The sequence below is a fragment of the Methanobrevibacter sp. DSM 116169 genome (assembly GCF_046197865.1).
Taxonomy (GTDB): Archaea; Methanobacteriota; Methanobacteria; order Methanobacteriales; family Methanobacteriaceae; genus JAHKLT01.
Window position 1 is genome coordinate 380,399 of record NZ_CP166990.1, and the last position, 16,799, is coordinate 397,197.

A 16,799-nucleotide genomic window follows, 5' to 3' on the forward strand; every position below is an offset into this window, starting at 1 on the left:
TATGGCACAATTTTATCCAGGTACTTCTCAGGTTGCTCAAAACAGAAGAAATTTTACTGACCCAACTTATGAGTTAGAAAAGTTAAGAGAAATCTCTGATGAAGACGTAGTAAAAATATTAGGTCACAGAGCTCCAGGTGAAGAATATAAAAGTGTTCACCCTCCATTAGATGAAATGGATGAGCCTGACGATGTTGTAAGAGAATTAGTTACCCCTATTGATGGTGCTAAAGCAGGAGACAGAGTAAGATATATTCAATTTGTTGATTCAATGTATTTTGCACCTGCTCAACCATTTTTAAGAGCTAGATCTTACTTGAACAGATATAGAGGTGTAGATACCGGTACTTTATCTGGAAGACAAGTTATTGAAGCAAGAGAAAGAGATGTTGAACGTATTTCTAAAGAACTTTTAGAATCCGAATACTTCGATACCGCAAGAACTGGTATTAGAGGTAAAAGTGTACACGGACACTCTTTAAGACTCGATGAAAACGGTTTAATGTTTGATATGCTTAGAAGACAAATCTTCAATAAAGATACTGGAAATGTCGAAATGGTTAAAGATCAAATTGGTCGTGAATTAGATGAACCTGTTATATTAGGTGAACCATTAGACGAAGAAACATTAAAAGCAAAAACCACTATTTACAGAATAGATGGTGAAGCATATAAGGATGATAAAGACGCTGTAGAAGTTTTACAAAAAATACACGTTACTAGATCATTCGGAGCATATAATCCAGAAATAGGATGGTAATAATATGGCTGATAAAAAATTCTTAGAAGCAATGAAAAAGAAGTTCAAAGAAGCTCCTGATGAAACAAGAACTACTTTTTACAACATGGGTGGTTGGAAACAATCTGAAAGAAAAACCGAGTTTGCAAAAGAAGGTAAAGAAATAGCTGCTAAAAGAGGAGTTCCAATGTACAATCCTGACGTTGGAAGCCCATTAGGTCAAAGAGCTTTAATGTCTTACCAAGTATCAACCACTGATACTTATGTTGAAGGTGACGATTTACACTTTGTCAACAACGCAGCTATCCAACAAGCTTGGGATGATATTAGGAAAACTGTTATTGTAGGTTTAAACACTGCACATAATGTTCTTGAAAAAAGATTAGGTATTGAAGTTACCCCTGAAACTATCACTGAATACTTAGAAACTGTAAACCATGCTATGCCTGGTGCTGCAGTTGTACAAGAACACATGGTAGAAACTGATCCTTTAATAGTTTCTGACAGTTATGTTAAAATCTTTACTGGTGATGATGAGTTAGCTGATGAAGTTGACAAAGCATTTGTTTTAGATATTAACAAAGAGTTCAATGCTGAACAAGCTGAAGTTTTAAAAGGTGAAGTTGGTAGTAGTATTTGGCAAGCTGTTAGAATTCCTGGTATTGTTGGTAGAGTTTGTGATGGTGGTACCACTTCTAGATGGTCTGCTATGCAAATTGGTATGTCAATGATTTCTGCATACAATCAGTGTGCTGGTGAAGGAGCTACTGGTGATTTCGCTTACGCATCAAAACACGCAGAAGTTATTCACATGGGTACTTATTTACCTGTTAGAAGAGCAAGAGCAGAAAATGAATTAGGTGGAATTCCATTTGGTTTCATGGCTGATATTTGTCAATCTTCCAGAGTAAACCCTGATGATCCTGTCCGTACTTCTTTAGATGTTGTAGCTTTATCTGCAGCACTTTACGATCAAATTTGGTTAGGTTCTTACATGTCTGGTGGTGTAGGATTCACTCAATATGCTACTGCAGCATATACTGATAATGTCTTAGATGACTTTACTTACTATGGTAAAGATTATGTAGAAGACAAATATGGTGATTTATGTTCTGCTCCTAACAACATGGATACAGTTTTAGATGTTGGTACAGAAGTTACTTTCTACTCCTTAGAACAATACGAAGAATATCCAGCTTTACTCGAAACACAATTCGGTGGATCCCAAAGAGCTTCTGTTGTTTCCGCAGCTGCTGGTTGTTCAACAGCATTCGCTACTGGAAATGCACAAACTGGTTTAAGCGCATGGTACTTAGCTATGTACTTACACAAAGAACAACATTCTAGATTAGGTTTCTATGGTTACGATTTACAAGATCAATGTGGTGCAGCTAATGTATTCTCCATCAGAAATGATGAAGGTTTACCACTTGAAATGAGAGGTCCTAACTACCCTAATTACGCAATGAATGTAGGGCACCAAGGTGAATACGCAGGTATTTCCCAAGCTCCTCACGCAGCTCGTGGAGATGCATTCGCATTCAATCCATTAGTAAAAATTGCATTTGCTGATAAAAACTTAATATTTGACTTCAGCAAACCTCGTGCAGAATTTGCTAAAGGTGCATTAAGAGAATTTGAACCTTCTGGAGAAAGAACTGTTATTACTCCAGCTAAATAATTAGATTCTAGATAATAAAGTTTTCTTTATTATCTTTTCTTTTTATTTTTAATATTAAAATAATTAAAAAAGTTTTTATTACTCAATTTAATAACATTTTCATATTTACAAATAATTACAAATTTCAATACATTTAAATAATAAATAATAAAAATAATTACATTAACTAGTGTTAAACTAGTTTCATATTAATAATATTAAGATAAGTTAAATATTATTAATTATCACGTTTATTAAATGATATATTTAATAAAATTTAAGGAGGAAAAAAATTATGGACCCTGTAACATTAGGTGTTGTTGCATTAATGGGTGCTGCTGCTACTATTGCTGGTGCTGCTGAGGATTTAGAATCTGATATTGGTTCTCAGAGTAATCCTAACTCACAAGTTCAGCTTGCTCCCCAAATGGGACATTTACACAGAATGATTAATAAAGCGACTTCTGGTGAACCTGTCGCTTATGGTACTTGGTGTGGTGTAGCTGGATCTATTGCATTTATTTTAATTGCTGTTAATGTTTTACCATTAATTGCTATTGCTATTGGATCTGTTGTCGCTGCATTTGTTCACTCTATTTATACTATCACATCTCATATGGGACGTATTGTTGGTCAATCTCAATTTGAACAACCTCTTTTCATGGATGTGTTGACTCAATCTTTAGGTCCTATTGCTGGACATGGATTTATTACTACTTTTTGTATAGTAGGTATGTCTTACTTGATGATTATTCCTATTAGTGGAACTGCTTTGCATGTTTTCCCATTACCTTTATTAGCTGTGCTTTGGGGTATTACTATTGGGGCTATTGGATCTTCAACTGGGGATGTTCATTACGGTGCAGAAAGTGAATATCAAAAATTCGAATTTGGTGGAGGTACTCCTGTAGCTATTCAAGGGGATATCGTTACTAAAGCTCCAATAGGTGCAAAAAACTCAATTGATGTTGGTAACTTTTGTGCTAAATTTGGCGGACCTTTAACTGGTTTCTGTTTCGGAGCAGTCGTATTTTTAAGTTTCTGGATCACTGTTGTTTTCGGAATCGTTGGTGGATTAATTGCTGGTGCAGTTATTGTTGTCTTGTTAATTATATTCAATGAAAGACTTGAAAGCTATGCAAGAAATAAATTTGGACCATATGAGGAAGATTAAGGAGGTTTCATTATGGATCCGTTATTTTTAATTTTATCTGTTGCTATTGGTGGAATTATGATTGGTGCTGGTGTGCATTTTATTCCTGTTGGAGGCGCTCCTGCTGCTATGGCTACAGCTACTGGTGTAGGTACTGGTACTGCAATGTTAGCGGCCGGTGCAGGTTTAACTGGATTAGTTACTGCAGCATCTATGACTGGTCAACCAGTTTATATAGTTATGATTGCCGGAGCTATTGGGGCAATGATGATGATGGGTATTACTATGCTCGTTGCTAACTTTATTTATGTTTTTGGAGTAGGTATTGTTCCTGCAGCATCAAAAATTGAAGTTGACCCAATTACTGGTCGTAATCAAGAAAAATATAAAACCGCAGGTACTGAAGGACATGGAGTACCTACTATTTGTTATGTAAGTGGAATCATCGGTGGTCTCTTAGGAGGAGCTGGTGGTGGATTAATTTATTTTGCTGTCGATCAAGCATCAAAAGGAAGTGTTTTCGCTTCTAATGAAATTGTTGCTATCGGTATTGCTGCTATTTTTTCAGTTGCTGTTTTCTTTATCAATTCAGTTATTGCTTCTTATAATATTGGTGGAACAATTGAAGGTGTCCACGATCCTAAATTTAAAAGAATTGGAACTGGAATCATTGCATGTGGTATTGCTTCTATAATTTTAGGAGTATTGGCTTTCATTATTCTCGGGGGTATTTAAAATGTCTCATGGACCTAGTGGAGGACCTGCAGGTTCTGCAATTAGTTCTACACACCTTTTAATATTGGGTATTGTTGGTGGATTATTAGGAATTTATTTAACTCCTTTTGTTCCAGTTATTGGTAATATATTTCCAGTATTAGGTGCAGTTTGTGCTGTTGTATGGGGTGCAGATGCTATTCGTAGAGTTGCAAGTTATGGTTTAGGTACTGGTGTACCATCTATTGGTTACATGTGTCTTTCTATTGCAATCATCGGAACTTTAGCAGGTATTGCTATTACTACATCAGATATATTTGCAGGTTTAACAATTCTTGGACCAGTTATAGCTTTAATTTTCTCAATGTTAATTGGATTAATTGTAGCTGTTATTGCTAAAAAGATTGTTGGTATGAAAATTCCTATTTTAGAAAGATGTACTTTAGAAATTGCTGGTGCAGCATCATTATCCGTTCTTGGATGTTCTGCTGCTTTAGCAGGTAGTTATGATTATACTGCTATTTTAGATGCAGTTGTTGCTCCTGGTTTTATTGCTTTATTCTTTATCATGAGTACTATGGCAATCCAACATCCATTTAATGCTTGTTTAGGACCTAATGAAGATCAAGTTAGAACACTCAAATGTGCTGTTTCTACTGGATTTTTATCAATGGTTATTACTGGACTTTTAGCTATGGTTGTTGTAGGATTAACTCCTGGTTTCATCATAACTATTGTTGGTTTAATTGGTTGGATTATATCCTTCAGAAGCTTTGTTGAAGCATCTTATGCTGCTGCAGCATCTGTTAAATGGGCTGGATTATGGCCTAAAGTGGAGGAATAAATATGGTTGAAATGTTACCTATGGTTCAAATTGTTCCTGAAATGAATCTAGCTCTTGATCCAGCTTCAGGTATGATCGGAACTTCTTTAGGAAAAGACATGATTATTTTGTCTATGGATGACGTAAATGAAGGTGTAGCTTCTATAGAAGCTGCTGCTGACGAATTAATGTATTCATTAGATCCAAATACTAGTCCTATTGGTGCTTATCCTGGACGTGAAGGTGTTTATAGCACTGCAGGTATGCTTACTAATATGGTATATGGTTTCTTAATTGGATTATTCATATTATTCGCTGCTATTCCTTTATTAGCAAGTTTGGGGGTTATTTAGATGGCTGATAAAAAATCACCAGCAGAAGGATGGCCTGTTATTAGTGGGGACTATATCGTAGGAGACCCAGAAAGCCCAGTAGCTGCTACAACTTTAGCTTCACACATTGAAGCTGATATTAGTGGTGCTGCTATTGTTGGCCCTTGTAAAACTGAAAATCTTGGTGTAGAAAAAGTTGTTGCTAATATTATTTCTAATCCAAATATTAGATTCTTAGTTTTATGTGGTTCTGAAGTACAAGGACACATTACTGGTCAGAGTTTTGTTGCATTACATGAAAATGGGTGTGACCCTGAAAAGAAAAGTATTAATGGTGCTACTGGTGCAATTCCTTTTGTTGAAAATGTACCTTTAGAAGGCGTTGAAAGATTCCAACAACAATTAGAAGTTATTAACATGATTGATGTTGAAGATATTTCAGCTATTCAATCAAAAATTAACGAATGTGTTGAAAAAGACCCTGGTGCTTTTGAAGAAGAAGCTATGACTATCTCTGTTGATGAAGATGGAGATGATGAAGGAGATACTGAAGAAATTCGCCCAGTATCATCTGAAACAGCTTTAATCGAAGCACGTATGAGAAATATTGATACTCAAATTAAAATGGCTGCTGCTATTCAAAGAAACATGGCAGGTAATTATTCCGGTAAAGTTCAAGGAATAATGATTGGACTTGTTTTCAGTTTGGTTATCGGGACTTTATTTATAATATTATAGGATAGGTGTTTAGTATGGTAAGAATTTCAAATAAACCAAATGTTCGTGGTATTAAAAAAGTCTCTGAAAATATTGATTATAGGTCAAAACTCATTGGAAGAGAAGGTAGACTTTTTGCTGGTTTAATTTCTACTAGATTTACTGGTATTGCTTTAGGTTTATTCATTGCAGTCTTATTTGTAGTTATTATTCCTGCTCTTGCTAAGTTATTAGGATTTTAGAGGTGTTTTAAATGAGCGAAGAAGAAAACAATTCAATACCTCAAGTTATGGTTTCTGATGAGGAATTTAACAGTATTTCTGAAAAACTAGATGATGCTGAGGAAAAAGTTGAATTTACTGTTGGGGAATATTATCAACGTTTAGGTCAACAGACTGGAAGAGATGTTGGTATTTTATATGGTATTATATTAGGGCTAATAATTTTAGTTGTATTTATTAAGTTTAATATTGCAGCATTATTAGGACTTTAAATCTAATGGAGGATTATAAATGTTTAGGTTTGATAAAGAACAAGAAGTCATAGATATCGCAGGTGTAGAAATTGGTGGACAACCTGGTGAATATCCGACTGTTTTAGCTGGAACCATCTTTTACGGTGGACACAATATTATTGATGATGAACTTAAGGGAACTTTTGATAAAGATAAAGCTGAGTCTCTTATTAAAACTATGGAAGAAATGGCAGATGTCACTGGAAATCCATGTTTAATTCAGACTTTCGGACAAACTGAAGAAGCTATTGTCAAATACTTAGAATTTGTAGGAGAAGTTAGTGACTATCCTTTCCTTATAGATTCTACTTCAGGAGAAGCTAGAGTTGCTGGAGCTAAATATGCTGATGAAGTTGGCATGAGTGAAAGAGCTATTTACAATTCAATTAACATGGCTGCTGAACAAGAAGAATTAGATGCTATCAAAGAATGTGATGTTTCTGCTTCTATTGTTTTAGGATTTAATCCAATGAATGCTACTGTTGATGGTAAAATTGGTATTTGGGATCATGGTGATGGTGCAGTTGATAAAGGTTTAATTGATATTGCACGTGATTGTGGTATTGAAAAGTTCTTAATGGATACAGCTGTTACTCCTTTAGGTCAAGGTGCAGGTATTGCTGCTAGAACTACTTTTGCAGAAAAAGCTAAATGGGGATTCCCTGTTGGATCAGGTATTCACAATGTTCCTTCTGCATGGGATTGGTTAAGAGAATACAAAAAAGAACACAAAGAAGCATGGCCTGTTTGTGATATTGGTTCTAACTTAGTTCAACAAATGACTGGTGGAGATTTCGTACTCTTTGGCCCAATTGAAAATGCAAATATTGCATTCCCTGCTTGTGCTATGGCTGATATTTTCATAGCTGAAGCTGCTAAAGATATGGGAACAGAACCTGTAGAAAACCATCCTATTAATAAATTAGTATAATTTATTTAGGGTATGATTAGATTTATTCTAATCACTTTTTTTTATTTTTTAAATTTAATAAAACTTATATTAACTAAAATTAATCTAATATTAATGATAATATATTTTTAAAAATGTATTAATTTATAAATATTGGAGATATTATGTCTTTTTTAGATAAAATTTTTAAAAAAGGACCAAAGCCTATTATAGCTAAAAGCCATGTTCAAAAATTGGATAAATTATTAGCTGATTCTAGAAAAGCTCAAAGTCCTGGTATTACTCATGAACCTGATGTTTTTTATGTTACTGCTTCTGTTGAATTAGGTAATACTACTACTAAATGTGTGTTAATAGCTACTAATCTTAATAATAGTGAATCTTATCTTTTAGATAAAACTGTTAGAATGACTAGAGATATAAGAAAGCCTAAGAAAAACGAAAAAGTTTTTGGTAAAACTGTTTGGGGGATTGAACTTTCAAAAGAAGCTGTATCTGAAATGATTAAAGAAACAGTTCTTAAGTCTCTTAAAAAAGCTAATATTGATAAAATTGATGATTTAGATTTTGTTGTAAGATCTACAGGGGTTACTGCAGGATTTTCAACTGCAGAAGAAGCAGGACAATTAATTATTGCATTAGCTGATGGATGTCTTGATGCAGATATACCTCCTCGAAAAATGTCTCCTGCTATGTCTGTTTCACAATTACCTGATAGGCTTCAAAAATATTCTCTTCTTGAAAATGTAATGTTTGATGGTGCAGTTGTTGGTGTTATTCCTCCTAAGGGTAAAGAATCTGTAGCTAATGAAATGGAAGGAGAACTTGTTACTGCAGGTATTAAATTAGGTGCAAAATGGACTGATGTAGATTTTAGAAATCCTTGTGTTTCTATTGATTTTGGTTCTACATTAGCTGGGCGTATTGTTAATAATAATGAGCCTTATGCTAATACTGTTGGTAATTTTTTAGGTTTAGCTGGAGTTATAGCTGATTCTCTTGCTAAAGGAACAGGTCAGGTTGATAAAAATAATGGTGCTGCATTAGATTTGTATTCTGATAAACTACTTAAAAAAGCAGATCATAAAAAAGCTAAAGAAAATGCATTAAAAGCTCATGAGCTTATTGATATTAGAAAAGTTCCAATGGGTGTTACTCGGTTTGGAACTGTTCCATTAGATCCTGAAGCTGCTGAAGCTGCTGGAACAACTTTAATTGGTTGTGATGTAGGTGAAAATGGAGATAAACTTCAAGACTTAATGGATTTAGGGCATGAATTCTATGAAAAAGATGGTTTACCTACATTACTTAGTACTATGGACTATGTTAGTGCTATGATTGTTGATAGACTTTTAAAAGTTGCTTTTGAAGAAGGAGTTATAACTGAAGGATCTGCACTAGGAATTACTGGTAGAGCAGGAATTACTGGTGAAAAACCTAAATTGATTCTTGAATATGTTCAAGATAAATTTGAAAATGTTGTTTTTGTTGAAGATGGTCTTGCTTTAGGTTCTGCTATTATGGCTCGTTGTATGAATTCTATGGGTACTCAAAAAACTCCTATTGGTGGAAATCAAGGAGAAAGATGTATCTTAAAGAAAAGAATGCAGACTCAAAATAGCAAATTTTCTAAATAATTTTTTTTGATATAATGGTAAAAGCTATTATTATGGCTGGAGGTTTAGGAACTCGTCTTAAAACAGATGTTGAAAAACCTCTATTTTTATTCAATGATACATATCTCATTGATTATGTTATTAATAATCTTAAAGAATCTTTATTGGTTAATGAAATATTTGTTGCAACTAGTCCTTATACTCCTAAAACTGAGGAATATATTAAAAATAATGATTTTTTAACTATTATTGATACTCCAGGTAGTGGTTTTGTAAATGATCTTTCTTTTATTTTAGATTATTTTGAAAAAGATAATGATTCTGATACTTTACTTTTTATTAATGCTGATTTACCATTAATTTCAGCTAATTGTATTGACTATGTTTTAAAAAAGTATGAATTATCTGATAAAAATTCTTTGTCAGTTTATATTCCTTCAAAATTTTTAGATGATTTGAAGATTGATTATGAATATGAATTTAATGGACTTGTGCCTTCAGGATTAAACATACTTATCAGTCAAAATACTATTCAAGATGAAGAAGAATTAATTATTTCTAAGGTTGAACTGGCAATTAATATAAATTCACTAGCTGATATATCTGTAGCTAATAAATTTACTAATTTTTAATTTTTTCTTATTTATAATGCAATTTCTTAATTTTAATAACTATAATACTTTAAATATGATGAAATAATAATATATCTATATATTAAGATTTAAAGGTGAAATTATGGAGAATAAACAAGTTCCTAAAAAGGAAGAAAAATTATGGAGTGAAATTAAGAATTATCAAGTAGCAACTAATAATGCACGTATTCTCGGAGTACTTGATGAACTTATTATCAACGAAAAAACTGGTAAAATTGTTGATATAGCTATTAAAGTTGAAAGTGGACGCAATGTTCATGTTAAAGGTGCAAAACGTAATGGAAATCTTTTACTTGTCCCTTTTGCTAAAGTTGAAAAAGTTGGCGAATTTATTATCGTCACTGAATAATTTCTTTTCTTTTTTTCTATTTTTATTTAATTTTTCATTTTTTTCAAGGGTTTTATATAACTATTTATACTTGTTTTTATATATGTAATAATGTACTATTTAGTGGAATAATTCACTATTTTCATATATTTTGGAGGTTTTAAATGTTACTTGAAATTAAAGATTTGGCTGTAGAGGTTGAAGGAAAATTAGTTTTAAAGGACATTGATCTTTCTATTAAAGAGGGAGAGACTCATGTTCTTTTAGGGCCTAATGGTGCAGGTAAGAGTACTTTGTTTTTAACTATTTTAGGATTCCCTAATTATAAAGTTAAAAATGGTTCTATCATTTTTAAAGGAGAGGACATTACAAACTTATCTACTACTGAAAGAGTAAAAAGAGGCATAGGAGTTAGTTTCCAACACCCTCCAGCTATTCGTGGTGTTTCTGTTCGTGATCTTTTAAAATTAGAATCAGGTCAAGAAATTGATCAACCTCTTAATGAAAGAATGAGCGAATTATCTGAAAAACTAAAATTCAATGAGGATTTTTTAAGTAGAGATGTTAATTTAGGTTTTTCAGGAGGAGAAGTTAAAAGGTCTGAAATATTACAGCTTTTAGCTCAAATGCCTGATTTTATCATGTTCGATGAACCAGATTCTGGTGTTGACATTGAAAATGTAGAATTATTAGCTGAAGAATTGAACATTTTACTTGATAAAGATAAAAAACCAGGTATGAGGAAAAAAGGCGGTTTATTAATCACTCACTTAGGATATATTTTAAATTTTGTTGATGCTGATTGGGCGCATATTTTAATGGATGGGAAAATTGCCTGCTCAGGTAACCCTAAAGAAATTTTAGACGATATTAGAAAAGAAGGATTTAAAGGATGTGTTGAATGTGCGAGATGTAATTCATAGTGCTGAAAAGGCAAAAAATAAAAAAGCAGCTATTGGTCAAGATATTACTATTGAAAATTTTACTAAAGAAGATAAGTCTGCACATGAGCTTATTGATGATATTGGTGATATATCTAAAAAAAATAAAAAAGATCTTTTAAAAGTGGGTATTGATACTGAAGAAAATGAAAGATCTGGATCTTTCCTACAATTTGATCAAAGTAACATTTATTCTAATATTAATTCTGATTCTGTGGAATTAATGAATTTAGAATCAGCTATTGATAAATATGATTGGGTTAAAGATTATTTATGGCAAGCTGTTCAACCTGATGCAGATAAATATACTGCTAGAACTGCTCTTAGGGAACAAGAAGAAGATGTAAAAAGTGGATACTTTGTAAGATCTTTACCTGGAACTAAAGAGATTTTCCCTATTCAAACTTGTATGTTTATTGCTGATGAAAATGTTATGCAAACTGCACACAATGTTATTATTGCTGAAGAAAATTCAGAATTACATTTAATTACTGGTTGTGCAACTGGTGATGATGTTGCATCTGCATTACATGTTGGTGTTTCTGAGTTTTATTTAAAACCTGGTGCTAAAATAACATTTACTATGGTTCATAATTGGGCTGAACAAGTTGAAGTTAGACCAAGAACTGGTATAAGATTAGGTGATGATTCAACTTATATTAATAATTATATTTTGACTAGCCCAGTTAAAACTATTCAATCTTATCCCACTGCATACTGTGATGGTAAAAACTCAAGAGCTGTTTTTCAGAGTATCCAAAGTGGTCATAAAGATTCTATCATTGATGTTGGATCACGTGTCCTTCTTAATGGAGAAGGTTCTGCAGCGGAAGTTATTTCTAGAGCAGTTTCACATGATGAATCTAAAATATACTCAAGAGGTCACTTAGCAGGATTAGTTCCTGGTGTTAGAGGTCATTTAGAATGTCATGGTTTGGTTTTATCTGACGATTCAATGATTTATGCTGTTCCAGAATTAGAAGCTAGTGCAGCTAATCTTGAAATGTCTCACGAAGCAGCTGTAGGTAAAATTGATGAAGATGAAATTTATTATCTTACTTCAAGAGGTCTTACTGAAGAAGAAGCTACTTCTATGATTGTTAGAGGTTTCCTTAGTATGGATATTACAGGATTGCCTGATGAACTTGCTAATGAAACTCAAAGAATGATTGATATGAGTTTGGAAGGTATGTAACTTTTTTTGCCTTTCCTAACTTTTTTTCTTCATTTATTTTTATTGTTTTAATTAAATTTTCCTTTTTGAACTAAATTATATCATTAAAAGATTTTTTTATCATCTATTTATTTTTTAAAGGTTTTTTAACTTATTTTTTATTCATTTTTAATACAAGTTTTTTAAGTGGTAATATATTATATAAAGCTTTTGACTTAATTTTCTAAGTAATCTTTATATTAATAATTTTTATAATATACTATTAGTACATTAATGTATGCTGAGCTAGCTCATTAAGTACAATAAATCTAGATTTGAGGTAAACCTAAATTTATCTTGAAGATTTAAATTAATTTAAAAAGAGTGTGAAGTTTGATAAATAAAAAATTATTTTTCAAACGGATATTGATTGAATATTTAGGAGGAAAAACTCTATGGCAGATGATATTAAAATTGTAATGTTTTGTTGCAACTGGTGTTCCTATGGAGGAGCAGACACTGCTGGTACCGCGAGAATGCAATACCCACCGAATATTAGAGTTATTCGTGTAATGTGTTCTGGAAGGATTGATCCACAATTTGTTTTAAAAGCATTTAGGGAAGGCGCGGATGGTGTATTCGTAGCTGGATGTCACATGGGTGATTGTCACTATGATTCAGGAAATTATAAATTGGATCGTAGAATGAGATTACTTTATAAGTTAGTTGAAGATATGGGAATTGGTAAAGAGAGATTATATCACGATTGGATTTCAGCATCCGAAGGTGAAAAGTTCTCTGAATCTGTAAAAATGATGGTAAACAGAATTAAAGATTTAGGGCCAGCTCCTTTAAAAGAACAACTTGAGGCTGAAGGATAATTGGAGGAATAATTATGGCGGAAAAAGCAAAAATTGGAACAATGTGGTTAGGCGGATGCTCTGGTTGCCATTTGTCTATTGCAGATTTTCATGAATCATTATTAGATGTTATGGAATTAGCTGAATTCGAATTTTCTCCAGTTCTCATGGATACAAAATATGATGAAGTTCCTGAATTAGATGTTCTCATTGTTGAGGGCGGAATTAGGAATGAAGAAAATAGAGAATTAGCTGAAATGTTAAATGAAAAAGCTAAATTTGTTATTAGCTATGGTACTTGTGCTTGTTATGGTGGAATTCCAGGACTTGGTAATTTATCTACTGTTGATGAATTAGAACAAGAAGCTTATGTAAATTCTGTTACCACTATCAATCCTGATAAAATCATACCTAATGAAGATGTACCTAAACTTGAAAGTAGAGTAAGACCTTTAAGTGATGCAATGGATATTGATTTAAATGTCCCTGGATGCCCACCTCGTTCTGATGTGGTAGCTCAAGCTGTATTAGCTTTACTCAAAGGAGAATCTATTGAATTACCAACAACCAATCTCTGTGAAGTATGTCCTAGAGAAAAACCACCTGAAGGTTTAGCTATGGACTTCATTAAAAGACAATTTGAAGTTGGAGTTCCTGAAAAAGATTTATGTTTAATCTCACAAGGTTTAGTATGTATGGGTCCAGCAACTGTTTCCCTTTGTGGTGCTGAATGTCCATCTATAGCTATTCAATGCCGTGGATGTTATGGTCCTACTGCAAAAGTTTCAGATCAAGGTGCTAAAATGATTAGTGCAATTGCATCTGATTATGGTGTTGAAGAAGATAAAACAGTTGACCCTGAAGAAGTAGCAAATCAATTAGATGATATTGTAGGTACTTTCTATACTTACACTTTACCTGCTGCTTTAGTTCCTGCAAAAATGCAGAAAGGAGGAAAATAAAATGCCAAAATTAACTATGGAACCTGTGACTCGTATTGAAGGTCACGCAAAAATTACTGTAGAAGTAGATGATTCTGGTAATGCTATCGAAGCAAAATTACATGTTATGGAATTCAGAGGATTTGAAAAATTCTTACAAGGCCGTCCTATTGAAGAAGTTCCTAGGATTGTACCTAGAATCTGTGGTATTTGTGATGTACAACACCACTTAGCAGCTGCAAAAGCTGTTGATCAAGTATTCGGTTTTAAAGATGATGAAATCTTACCTGCTGCATATAAAATGAGAGAACTTATGAACTGGGGTTCATTTATGCATTCACATGCTCTTCATTTCTATTTCTTAGCAGCACCAGATCTTGTTATTCCTGATGCAACTAGAAAAAATAGAAACGTTTTCCAAATCATTAAAGATATGCCTGAAGTTGCTCTTAATGCTATTAAACTTAGGAAAAATGGTTTAGATATCGTTAAAGCTACTGGTGGTCGTCCAATTCACCCTACTTCATCAACTCCTGGTGGAATATCTACTGAAATCGATGATGAAACACAAAAAGATTTATTAGCTAAAGCTAAAGAAAATGTTGAGTTAGCTCAAGGTACTATAGAATTAGCAGTCCCTATTCTTGAAGAAAAAATGGACTTAATTGAATCTTTAGGTAATTTCGGTGATACTAGACACTGTGGTATTGTTAACAATGGTAAATGGGATGTATATAATGGTAATGTAAGAATCAAAGATAAAGATGGTTCTATTTACACTGAATATAATAATGAAGAATATAGGGATATTGTTGCAGAACATGTAAAACCTACTTCTTGGTTAAAATTCCCATATATTAAAGAATTAGGATATCCTGAAGGTATTTACAGAGTAGCTCCATTATCAAGAATTAATGTTGTTGACCAAATGCCTGATGCAGCTCCTCTTGCTCAAGGTGCTTTTGAAGCATTCCATGAGAAGTTCGGATTTGCTCAAGCTCCATTATTATTCCACTGGGCTAGATTAATTGAATTATTAGCTGCTGCAGAATGTGCTGCTGATGCTTTAGAAGGAGATTTATCTGGGGATAAAGTTCCTGATGCATTAGAAAAAGTTTCCGGACATGGTGTAGGTATTGTTGAAGCTGCTCGTGGTACTTTAATACACGATTATAAAACTGATGATGATGGTTTAGTAACTGAAGCTAATATTGTTGTTGCAACTATTCAAAACAACCCTGCTATGGAAATGGGTATTAATCAAGTAGCTAAAGATTACATCAAAGCTGGTGTTGAAGTCGACGATAAAATATTTAATTTAATGGAAATGGTTATCAGAGCATACGATCCATGTTTATCTTGTGCTACCCATACTATGGATAGTCAAATGAGATTAGCTACAGTTGAAATCGTAGATACTCAAGGAAATATTATTAAAAAATTCTAATTGGAGTTTTAAAAATGATAATATTTAATGAAGATGGCTGTATTAAATGTGGGGCATGTGAAGGTACCTGTCCTTCAGCAGCTATTGATGTAACTGAAAAACAAATCATTCATTGCGATATGTGTAATGGTGAACCTAAGTGCGCTGAAATTTGTCCAGAAGGTGCTTATAAAGTAGAATCTATCATTATTGATGAAAATGCAGATCCTCAACCTAGGTTAACTTTTAATTCTATTGCTTGTAATCAATGTGGAAAATGTGTTGAAATTTGTCCACAAGAAATACTCGAGCTTTCAGATGATAAAAAAATGCCTGTTGAAGGTTTCTGTGTAATGTGTCAAAAATGTGTTAACATCTGTCCTGTTGATGTTATAGGTATTTCTGGAATAAAAGAACCAAAATCCTGCGAACTTGACATTCTAAGCCCAATTTTCATTCACGATTGTGTTGGATGTGGGGCTTGTGTGGAGTTTTGTCCTGTTGATGCAATTTCATTAGATAATGTTGGAGACTCTATTAATATTGATGAATCTACTTGTATTAAATGTGGTGTTTGTTCTCAAACTTGCCCATGGAATGCAGTATTCATTTCTGGAATCAAAAATCCATATAAACGTTCTAAAGACATAACTAAATTCACATTAGATGAAGATACCTGTATTGGATGTAATACCTGTATAGAAGCTTGTCCTGGAGATTTTATTAAATCAAAAGACTCAGACTTAACAGTTAAATTACCTAAAATCTGTGCAGCATGTGGATTATGTGAACAATTGTGTCCTACTGATGCAATTGATTTAGAAGTAGAATGGGGAGATGCTAGACCTGCAACTGATGTAGGATTAGTCTGTGATAGTGAAAAATGTGATAAAATAGGAGCTTGTGCTCTTAAATGTCCTACTGAAGCTATTCGCGTTGTTACTAAAAAAGGAATGCAAGTTCCTGAACAAGAACAATCTAGTAAAGATCCTTCATTCACAAGTTGTGCTATTTGTGGTGCATGTGCTTCTGTTTGTCCTACCAATGCTTTATCTATGGGTTCAATCCAGGTAGATGTTGATGGTGAATCTGTAACAAGGGATAGGGTTAATTTCAATCCTTCAAAATGTGATCAATGTGGAGACTGTATTGATGCATGTCCATATGATATGTTAAAACTCAAAGATAGTGGTAAATTACCTATTGTTGGGTTCTGTACATTATGTGGTCAATGTAAAGATGCATGTCCAGAAGAAGCATTATCATTTAAATAAAAAGATTTTTTCTTTTTATTTTTCTTTTTATTTTTTAAAATTTTT

At 33.0% G+C, this 16,799-nt stretch carries 19 protein-coding genes; all 19 read left to right on the forward strand.

Annotation, left to right across the window (positions count from 1 at the left end):
• Position 1: 1 nt before the first annotated feature.
• The 19 genes from mcrG to ACA134_RS02015 all read left to right on the forward strand — a co-directional run bounded on the left by mcrG (position 2) and on the right by ACA134_RS02015 (position 16,754).
• Positions 2 to 760 carry a coenzyme-B sulfoethylthiotransferase subunit gamma gene (gene mcrG, locus ACA134_RS01925; protein ID WP_409200499.1) on the forward strand — a complete coding sequence of 253 codons (759 nt, stop codon included), beginning with the start codon at positions 2 to 4 and terminating at the stop codon, positions 758 to 760.
• Positions 761 to 764: 4 nt separating this feature from the next.
• Positions 765 to 2,420, forward strand: a complete 1,656-nt coding sequence (gene mcrA, locus ACA134_RS01930; RefSeq protein ID WP_409200500.1) for a coenzyme-B sulfoethylthiotransferase subunit alpha — start codon at positions 765 to 767, stop codon at positions 2,418 to 2,420.
• A 274-nt stretch (positions 2,421 to 2,694) separates the two neighbouring features.
• Positions 2,695 to 3,573, forward strand: coding sequence for a tetrahydromethanopterin S-methyltransferase subunit E (gene mtrE, locus ACA134_RS01935; protein WP_409200501.1), 879 nt, complete (start codon positions 2,695 to 2,697; stop codon positions 3,571 to 3,573).
• 12 nt (positions 3,574 to 3,585) lie between these two features.
• A complete protein-coding gene (mtrD, locus tag ACA134_RS01940) occupies positions 3,586 to 4,287 on the forward strand; it encodes a tetrahydromethanopterin S-methyltransferase subunit D (RefSeq protein ID WP_409200502.1) in 702 nt (233 codons plus the stop codon).
• A gap of 1 nt (position 4,288) precedes the next feature.
• Positions 4,289 to 5,110, forward strand: coding sequence for a tetrahydromethanopterin S-methyltransferase subunit MtrC (gene mtrC / locus ACA134_RS01945; RefSeq protein ID WP_409200503.1), 822 nt, complete (start codon positions 4,289 to 4,291; stop codon positions 5,108 to 5,110).
• Between the two features lie 2 nt (positions 5,111 to 5,112).
• On the forward strand, positions 5,113 to 5,442 hold the full coding sequence (locus ACA134_RS01950; protein WP_409200504.1) for a tetrahydromethanopterin S-methyltransferase subunit B: 330 nt from the start codon (positions 5,113 to 5,115) through the stop codon (positions 5,440 to 5,442).
• On the forward strand, positions 5,443 to 6,159 hold the full coding sequence (gene mtrA / locus ACA134_RS01955; RefSeq protein ID WP_409200505.1) for a tetrahydromethanopterin S-methyltransferase subunit A: 717 nt from the start codon (positions 5,443 to 5,445) through the stop codon (positions 6,157 to 6,159).
• A gap of 14 nt (positions 6,160 to 6,173) precedes the next feature.
• Positions 6,174 to 6,380: a tetrahydromethanopterin S-methyltransferase subunit F gene (locus ACA134_RS01960; RefSeq protein ID WP_409200506.1), complete on the forward strand. Its 207-nt coding sequence runs from the start codon at positions 6,174 to 6,176 to the stop codon at positions 6,378 to 6,380.
• An 11-nt stretch (positions 6,381 to 6,391) separates the two neighbouring features.
• Entirely contained in the window at positions 6,392 to 6,631 is a 240-nt protein-coding gene (mtrG, locus tag ACA134_RS01965) for a tetrahydromethanopterin S-methyltransferase subunit MtrG (RefSeq protein ID WP_409200507.1), read from the forward strand.
• Positions 6,632 to 6,650: 19 nt separating this feature from the next.
• Positions 6,651 to 7,583: a tetrahydromethanopterin S-methyltransferase subunit H gene (mtrH, locus tag ACA134_RS01970; RefSeq protein ID WP_409200508.1), complete on the forward strand. Its 933-nt coding sequence runs from the start codon at positions 6,651 to 6,653 to the stop codon at positions 7,581 to 7,583.
• A 143-nt stretch (positions 7,584 to 7,726) separates the two neighbouring features.
• A complete protein-coding gene (locus ACA134_RS01975) occupies positions 7,727 to 9,199 on the forward strand; it encodes a methanogenesis marker 14 protein (RefSeq protein ID WP_409200509.1) in 1,473 nt (490 codons plus the stop codon).
• Positions 9,200 to 9,213: 14 nt separating this feature from the next.
• Entirely contained in the window at positions 9,214 to 9,810 is a 597-nt protein-coding gene (locus ACA134_RS01980) for an NTP transferase domain-containing protein (protein ID WP_409200510.1), read from the forward strand.
• Positions 9,811 to 9,913: 103 nt separating this feature from the next.
• On the forward strand, positions 9,914 to 10,180 hold the full coding sequence (locus ACA134_RS01985; RefSeq protein WP_409200511.1) for a PRC-barrel domain-containing protein: 267 nt from the start codon (positions 9,914 to 9,916) through the stop codon (positions 10,178 to 10,180).
• Between the two features lie 143 nt (positions 10,181 to 10,323).
• Positions 10,324 to 11,082, forward strand: a complete 759-nt coding sequence (gene sufC, locus ACA134_RS01990; protein WP_409200512.1) for a Fe-S cluster assembly ATPase SufC — start codon at positions 10,324 to 10,326, stop codon at positions 11,080 to 11,082.
• The gene (locus ACA134_RS01995; RefSeq protein ID WP_409200513.1) at positions 11,054 to 12,295 is read left to right on the forward strand and encodes a SufB/SufD family protein; all 1,242 of its coding nucleotides are present in this window, start codon (positions 11,054 to 11,056) and stop codon (positions 12,293 to 12,295) included. The genes sufC and ACA134_RS01995 overlap by 29 nt, the downstream gene beginning before the upstream one ends.
• A gap of 413 nt (positions 12,296 to 12,708) precedes the next feature.
• Positions 12,709 to 13,134 carry a hydrogenase iron-sulfur subunit gene (locus tag ACA134_RS02000; protein WP_409200514.1) on the forward strand — a complete coding sequence of 142 codons (426 nt, stop codon included), beginning with the start codon at positions 12,709 to 12,711 and terminating at the stop codon, positions 13,132 to 13,134.
• 14 nt (positions 13,135 to 13,148) lie between these two features.
• The gene (gene mvhG / locus ACA134_RS02005; protein WP_409200515.1) at positions 13,149 to 14,075 is read left to right on the forward strand and encodes a F420-non-reducing hydrogenase subunit MvhG; all 927 of its coding nucleotides are present in this window, start codon (positions 13,149 to 13,151) and stop codon (positions 14,073 to 14,075) included.
• A gap of 1 nt (position 14,076) precedes the next feature.
• On the forward strand, positions 14,077 to 15,501 hold the full coding sequence (locus tag ACA134_RS02010; protein WP_409200516.1) for a Ni/Fe hydrogenase subunit alpha: 1,425 nt from the start codon (positions 14,077 to 14,079) through the stop codon (positions 15,499 to 15,501).
• A gap of 14 nt (positions 15,502 to 15,515) precedes the next feature.
• Positions 15,516 to 16,754: a 4Fe-4S binding protein gene (locus ACA134_RS02015; protein ID WP_409200517.1), complete on the forward strand. Its 1,239-nt coding sequence runs from the start codon at positions 15,516 to 15,518 to the stop codon at positions 16,752 to 16,754.
• Positions 16,755 to 16,799 lie beyond the last annotated feature (45 nt).

Excerpts from the sequence above, each read along its gene's own strand:
- mtrC (WP_409200503.1), top strand. The coding sequence starts at position 4,289 with ATGTCTCATGGACCTAGTGGAGGACCTGCAGGTTCTGCAATTAGTTCT.
- mvhG (WP_409200515.1), top strand. The coding sequence starts at position 13,149 with ATGGCGGAAAAAGCAAAAATTGGAACAATGTGGTTAGGCGGATGCTCT.
- ACA134_RS02010 (WP_409200516.1), top strand. The coding sequence starts at position 14,077 with ATGCCAAAATTAACTATGGAACCTGTGACTCGTATTGAAGGTCACGCA.
- mcrG (WP_409200499.1), top strand. The coding sequence starts at position 2 with ATGGCACAATTTTATCCAGGTACTTCTCAGGTTGCTCAAAACAGAAGA.
- mtrH (WP_409200508.1), top strand. The coding sequence starts at position 6,651 with ATGTTTAGGTTTGATAAAGAACAAGAAGTCATAGATATCGCAGGTGTA.
- ACA134_RS01980 (WP_409200510.1), top strand. The coding sequence starts at position 9,214 with ATGGTAAAAGCTATTATTATGGCTGGAGGTTTAGGAACTCGTCTTAAA.
- mtrD (WP_409200502.1), top strand. The coding sequence starts at position 3,586 with ATGGATCCGTTATTTTTAATTTTATCTGTTGCTATTGGTGGAATTATG.
- mtrA (WP_409200505.1), top strand. The coding sequence starts at position 5,443 with ATGGCTGATAAAAAATCACCAGCAGAAGGATGGCCTGTTATTAGTGGG.
- ACA134_RS01950 (WP_409200504.1), top strand. The coding sequence starts at position 5,113 with ATGGTTGAAATGTTACCTATGGTTCAAATTGTTCCTGAAATGAATCTA.
- mtrE (WP_409200501.1), top strand. The coding sequence starts at position 2,695 with ATGGACCCTGTAACATTAGGTGTTGTTGCATTAATGGGTGCTGCTGCT.
- mtrG (WP_409200507.1), top strand. The coding sequence starts at position 6,392 with ATGAGCGAAGAAGAAAACAATTCAATACCTCAAGTTATGGTTTCTGAT.
- ACA134_RS01960 (WP_409200506.1), top strand. The coding sequence starts at position 6,174 with ATGGTAAGAATTTCAAATAAACCAAATGTTCGTGGTATTAAAAAAGTC.
- ACA134_RS01975 (WP_409200509.1), top strand. The coding sequence starts at position 7,727 with ATGTCTTTTTTAGATAAAATTTTTAAAAAAGGACCAAAGCCTATTATA.
- ACA134_RS02015 (WP_409200517.1), top strand. The coding sequence starts at position 15,516 with ATGATAATATTTAATGAAGATGGCTGTATTAAATGTGGGGCATGTGAA.
- sufC (WP_409200512.1), top strand. The coding sequence starts at position 10,324 with ATGTTACTTGAAATTAAAGATTTGGCTGTAGAGGTTGAAGGAAAATTA.
- ACA134_RS01985 (WP_409200511.1), top strand. The coding sequence starts at position 9,914 with ATGGAGAATAAACAAGTTCCTAAAAAGGAAGAAAAATTATGGAGTGAA.
- mcrA (WP_409200500.1), top strand. The coding sequence starts at position 765 with ATGGCTGATAAAAAATTCTTAGAAGCAATGAAAAAGAAGTTCAAAGAA.
- ACA134_RS02000 (WP_409200514.1), top strand. The coding sequence starts at position 12,709 with ATGGCAGATGATATTAAAATTGTAATGTTTTGTTGCAACTGGTGTTCC.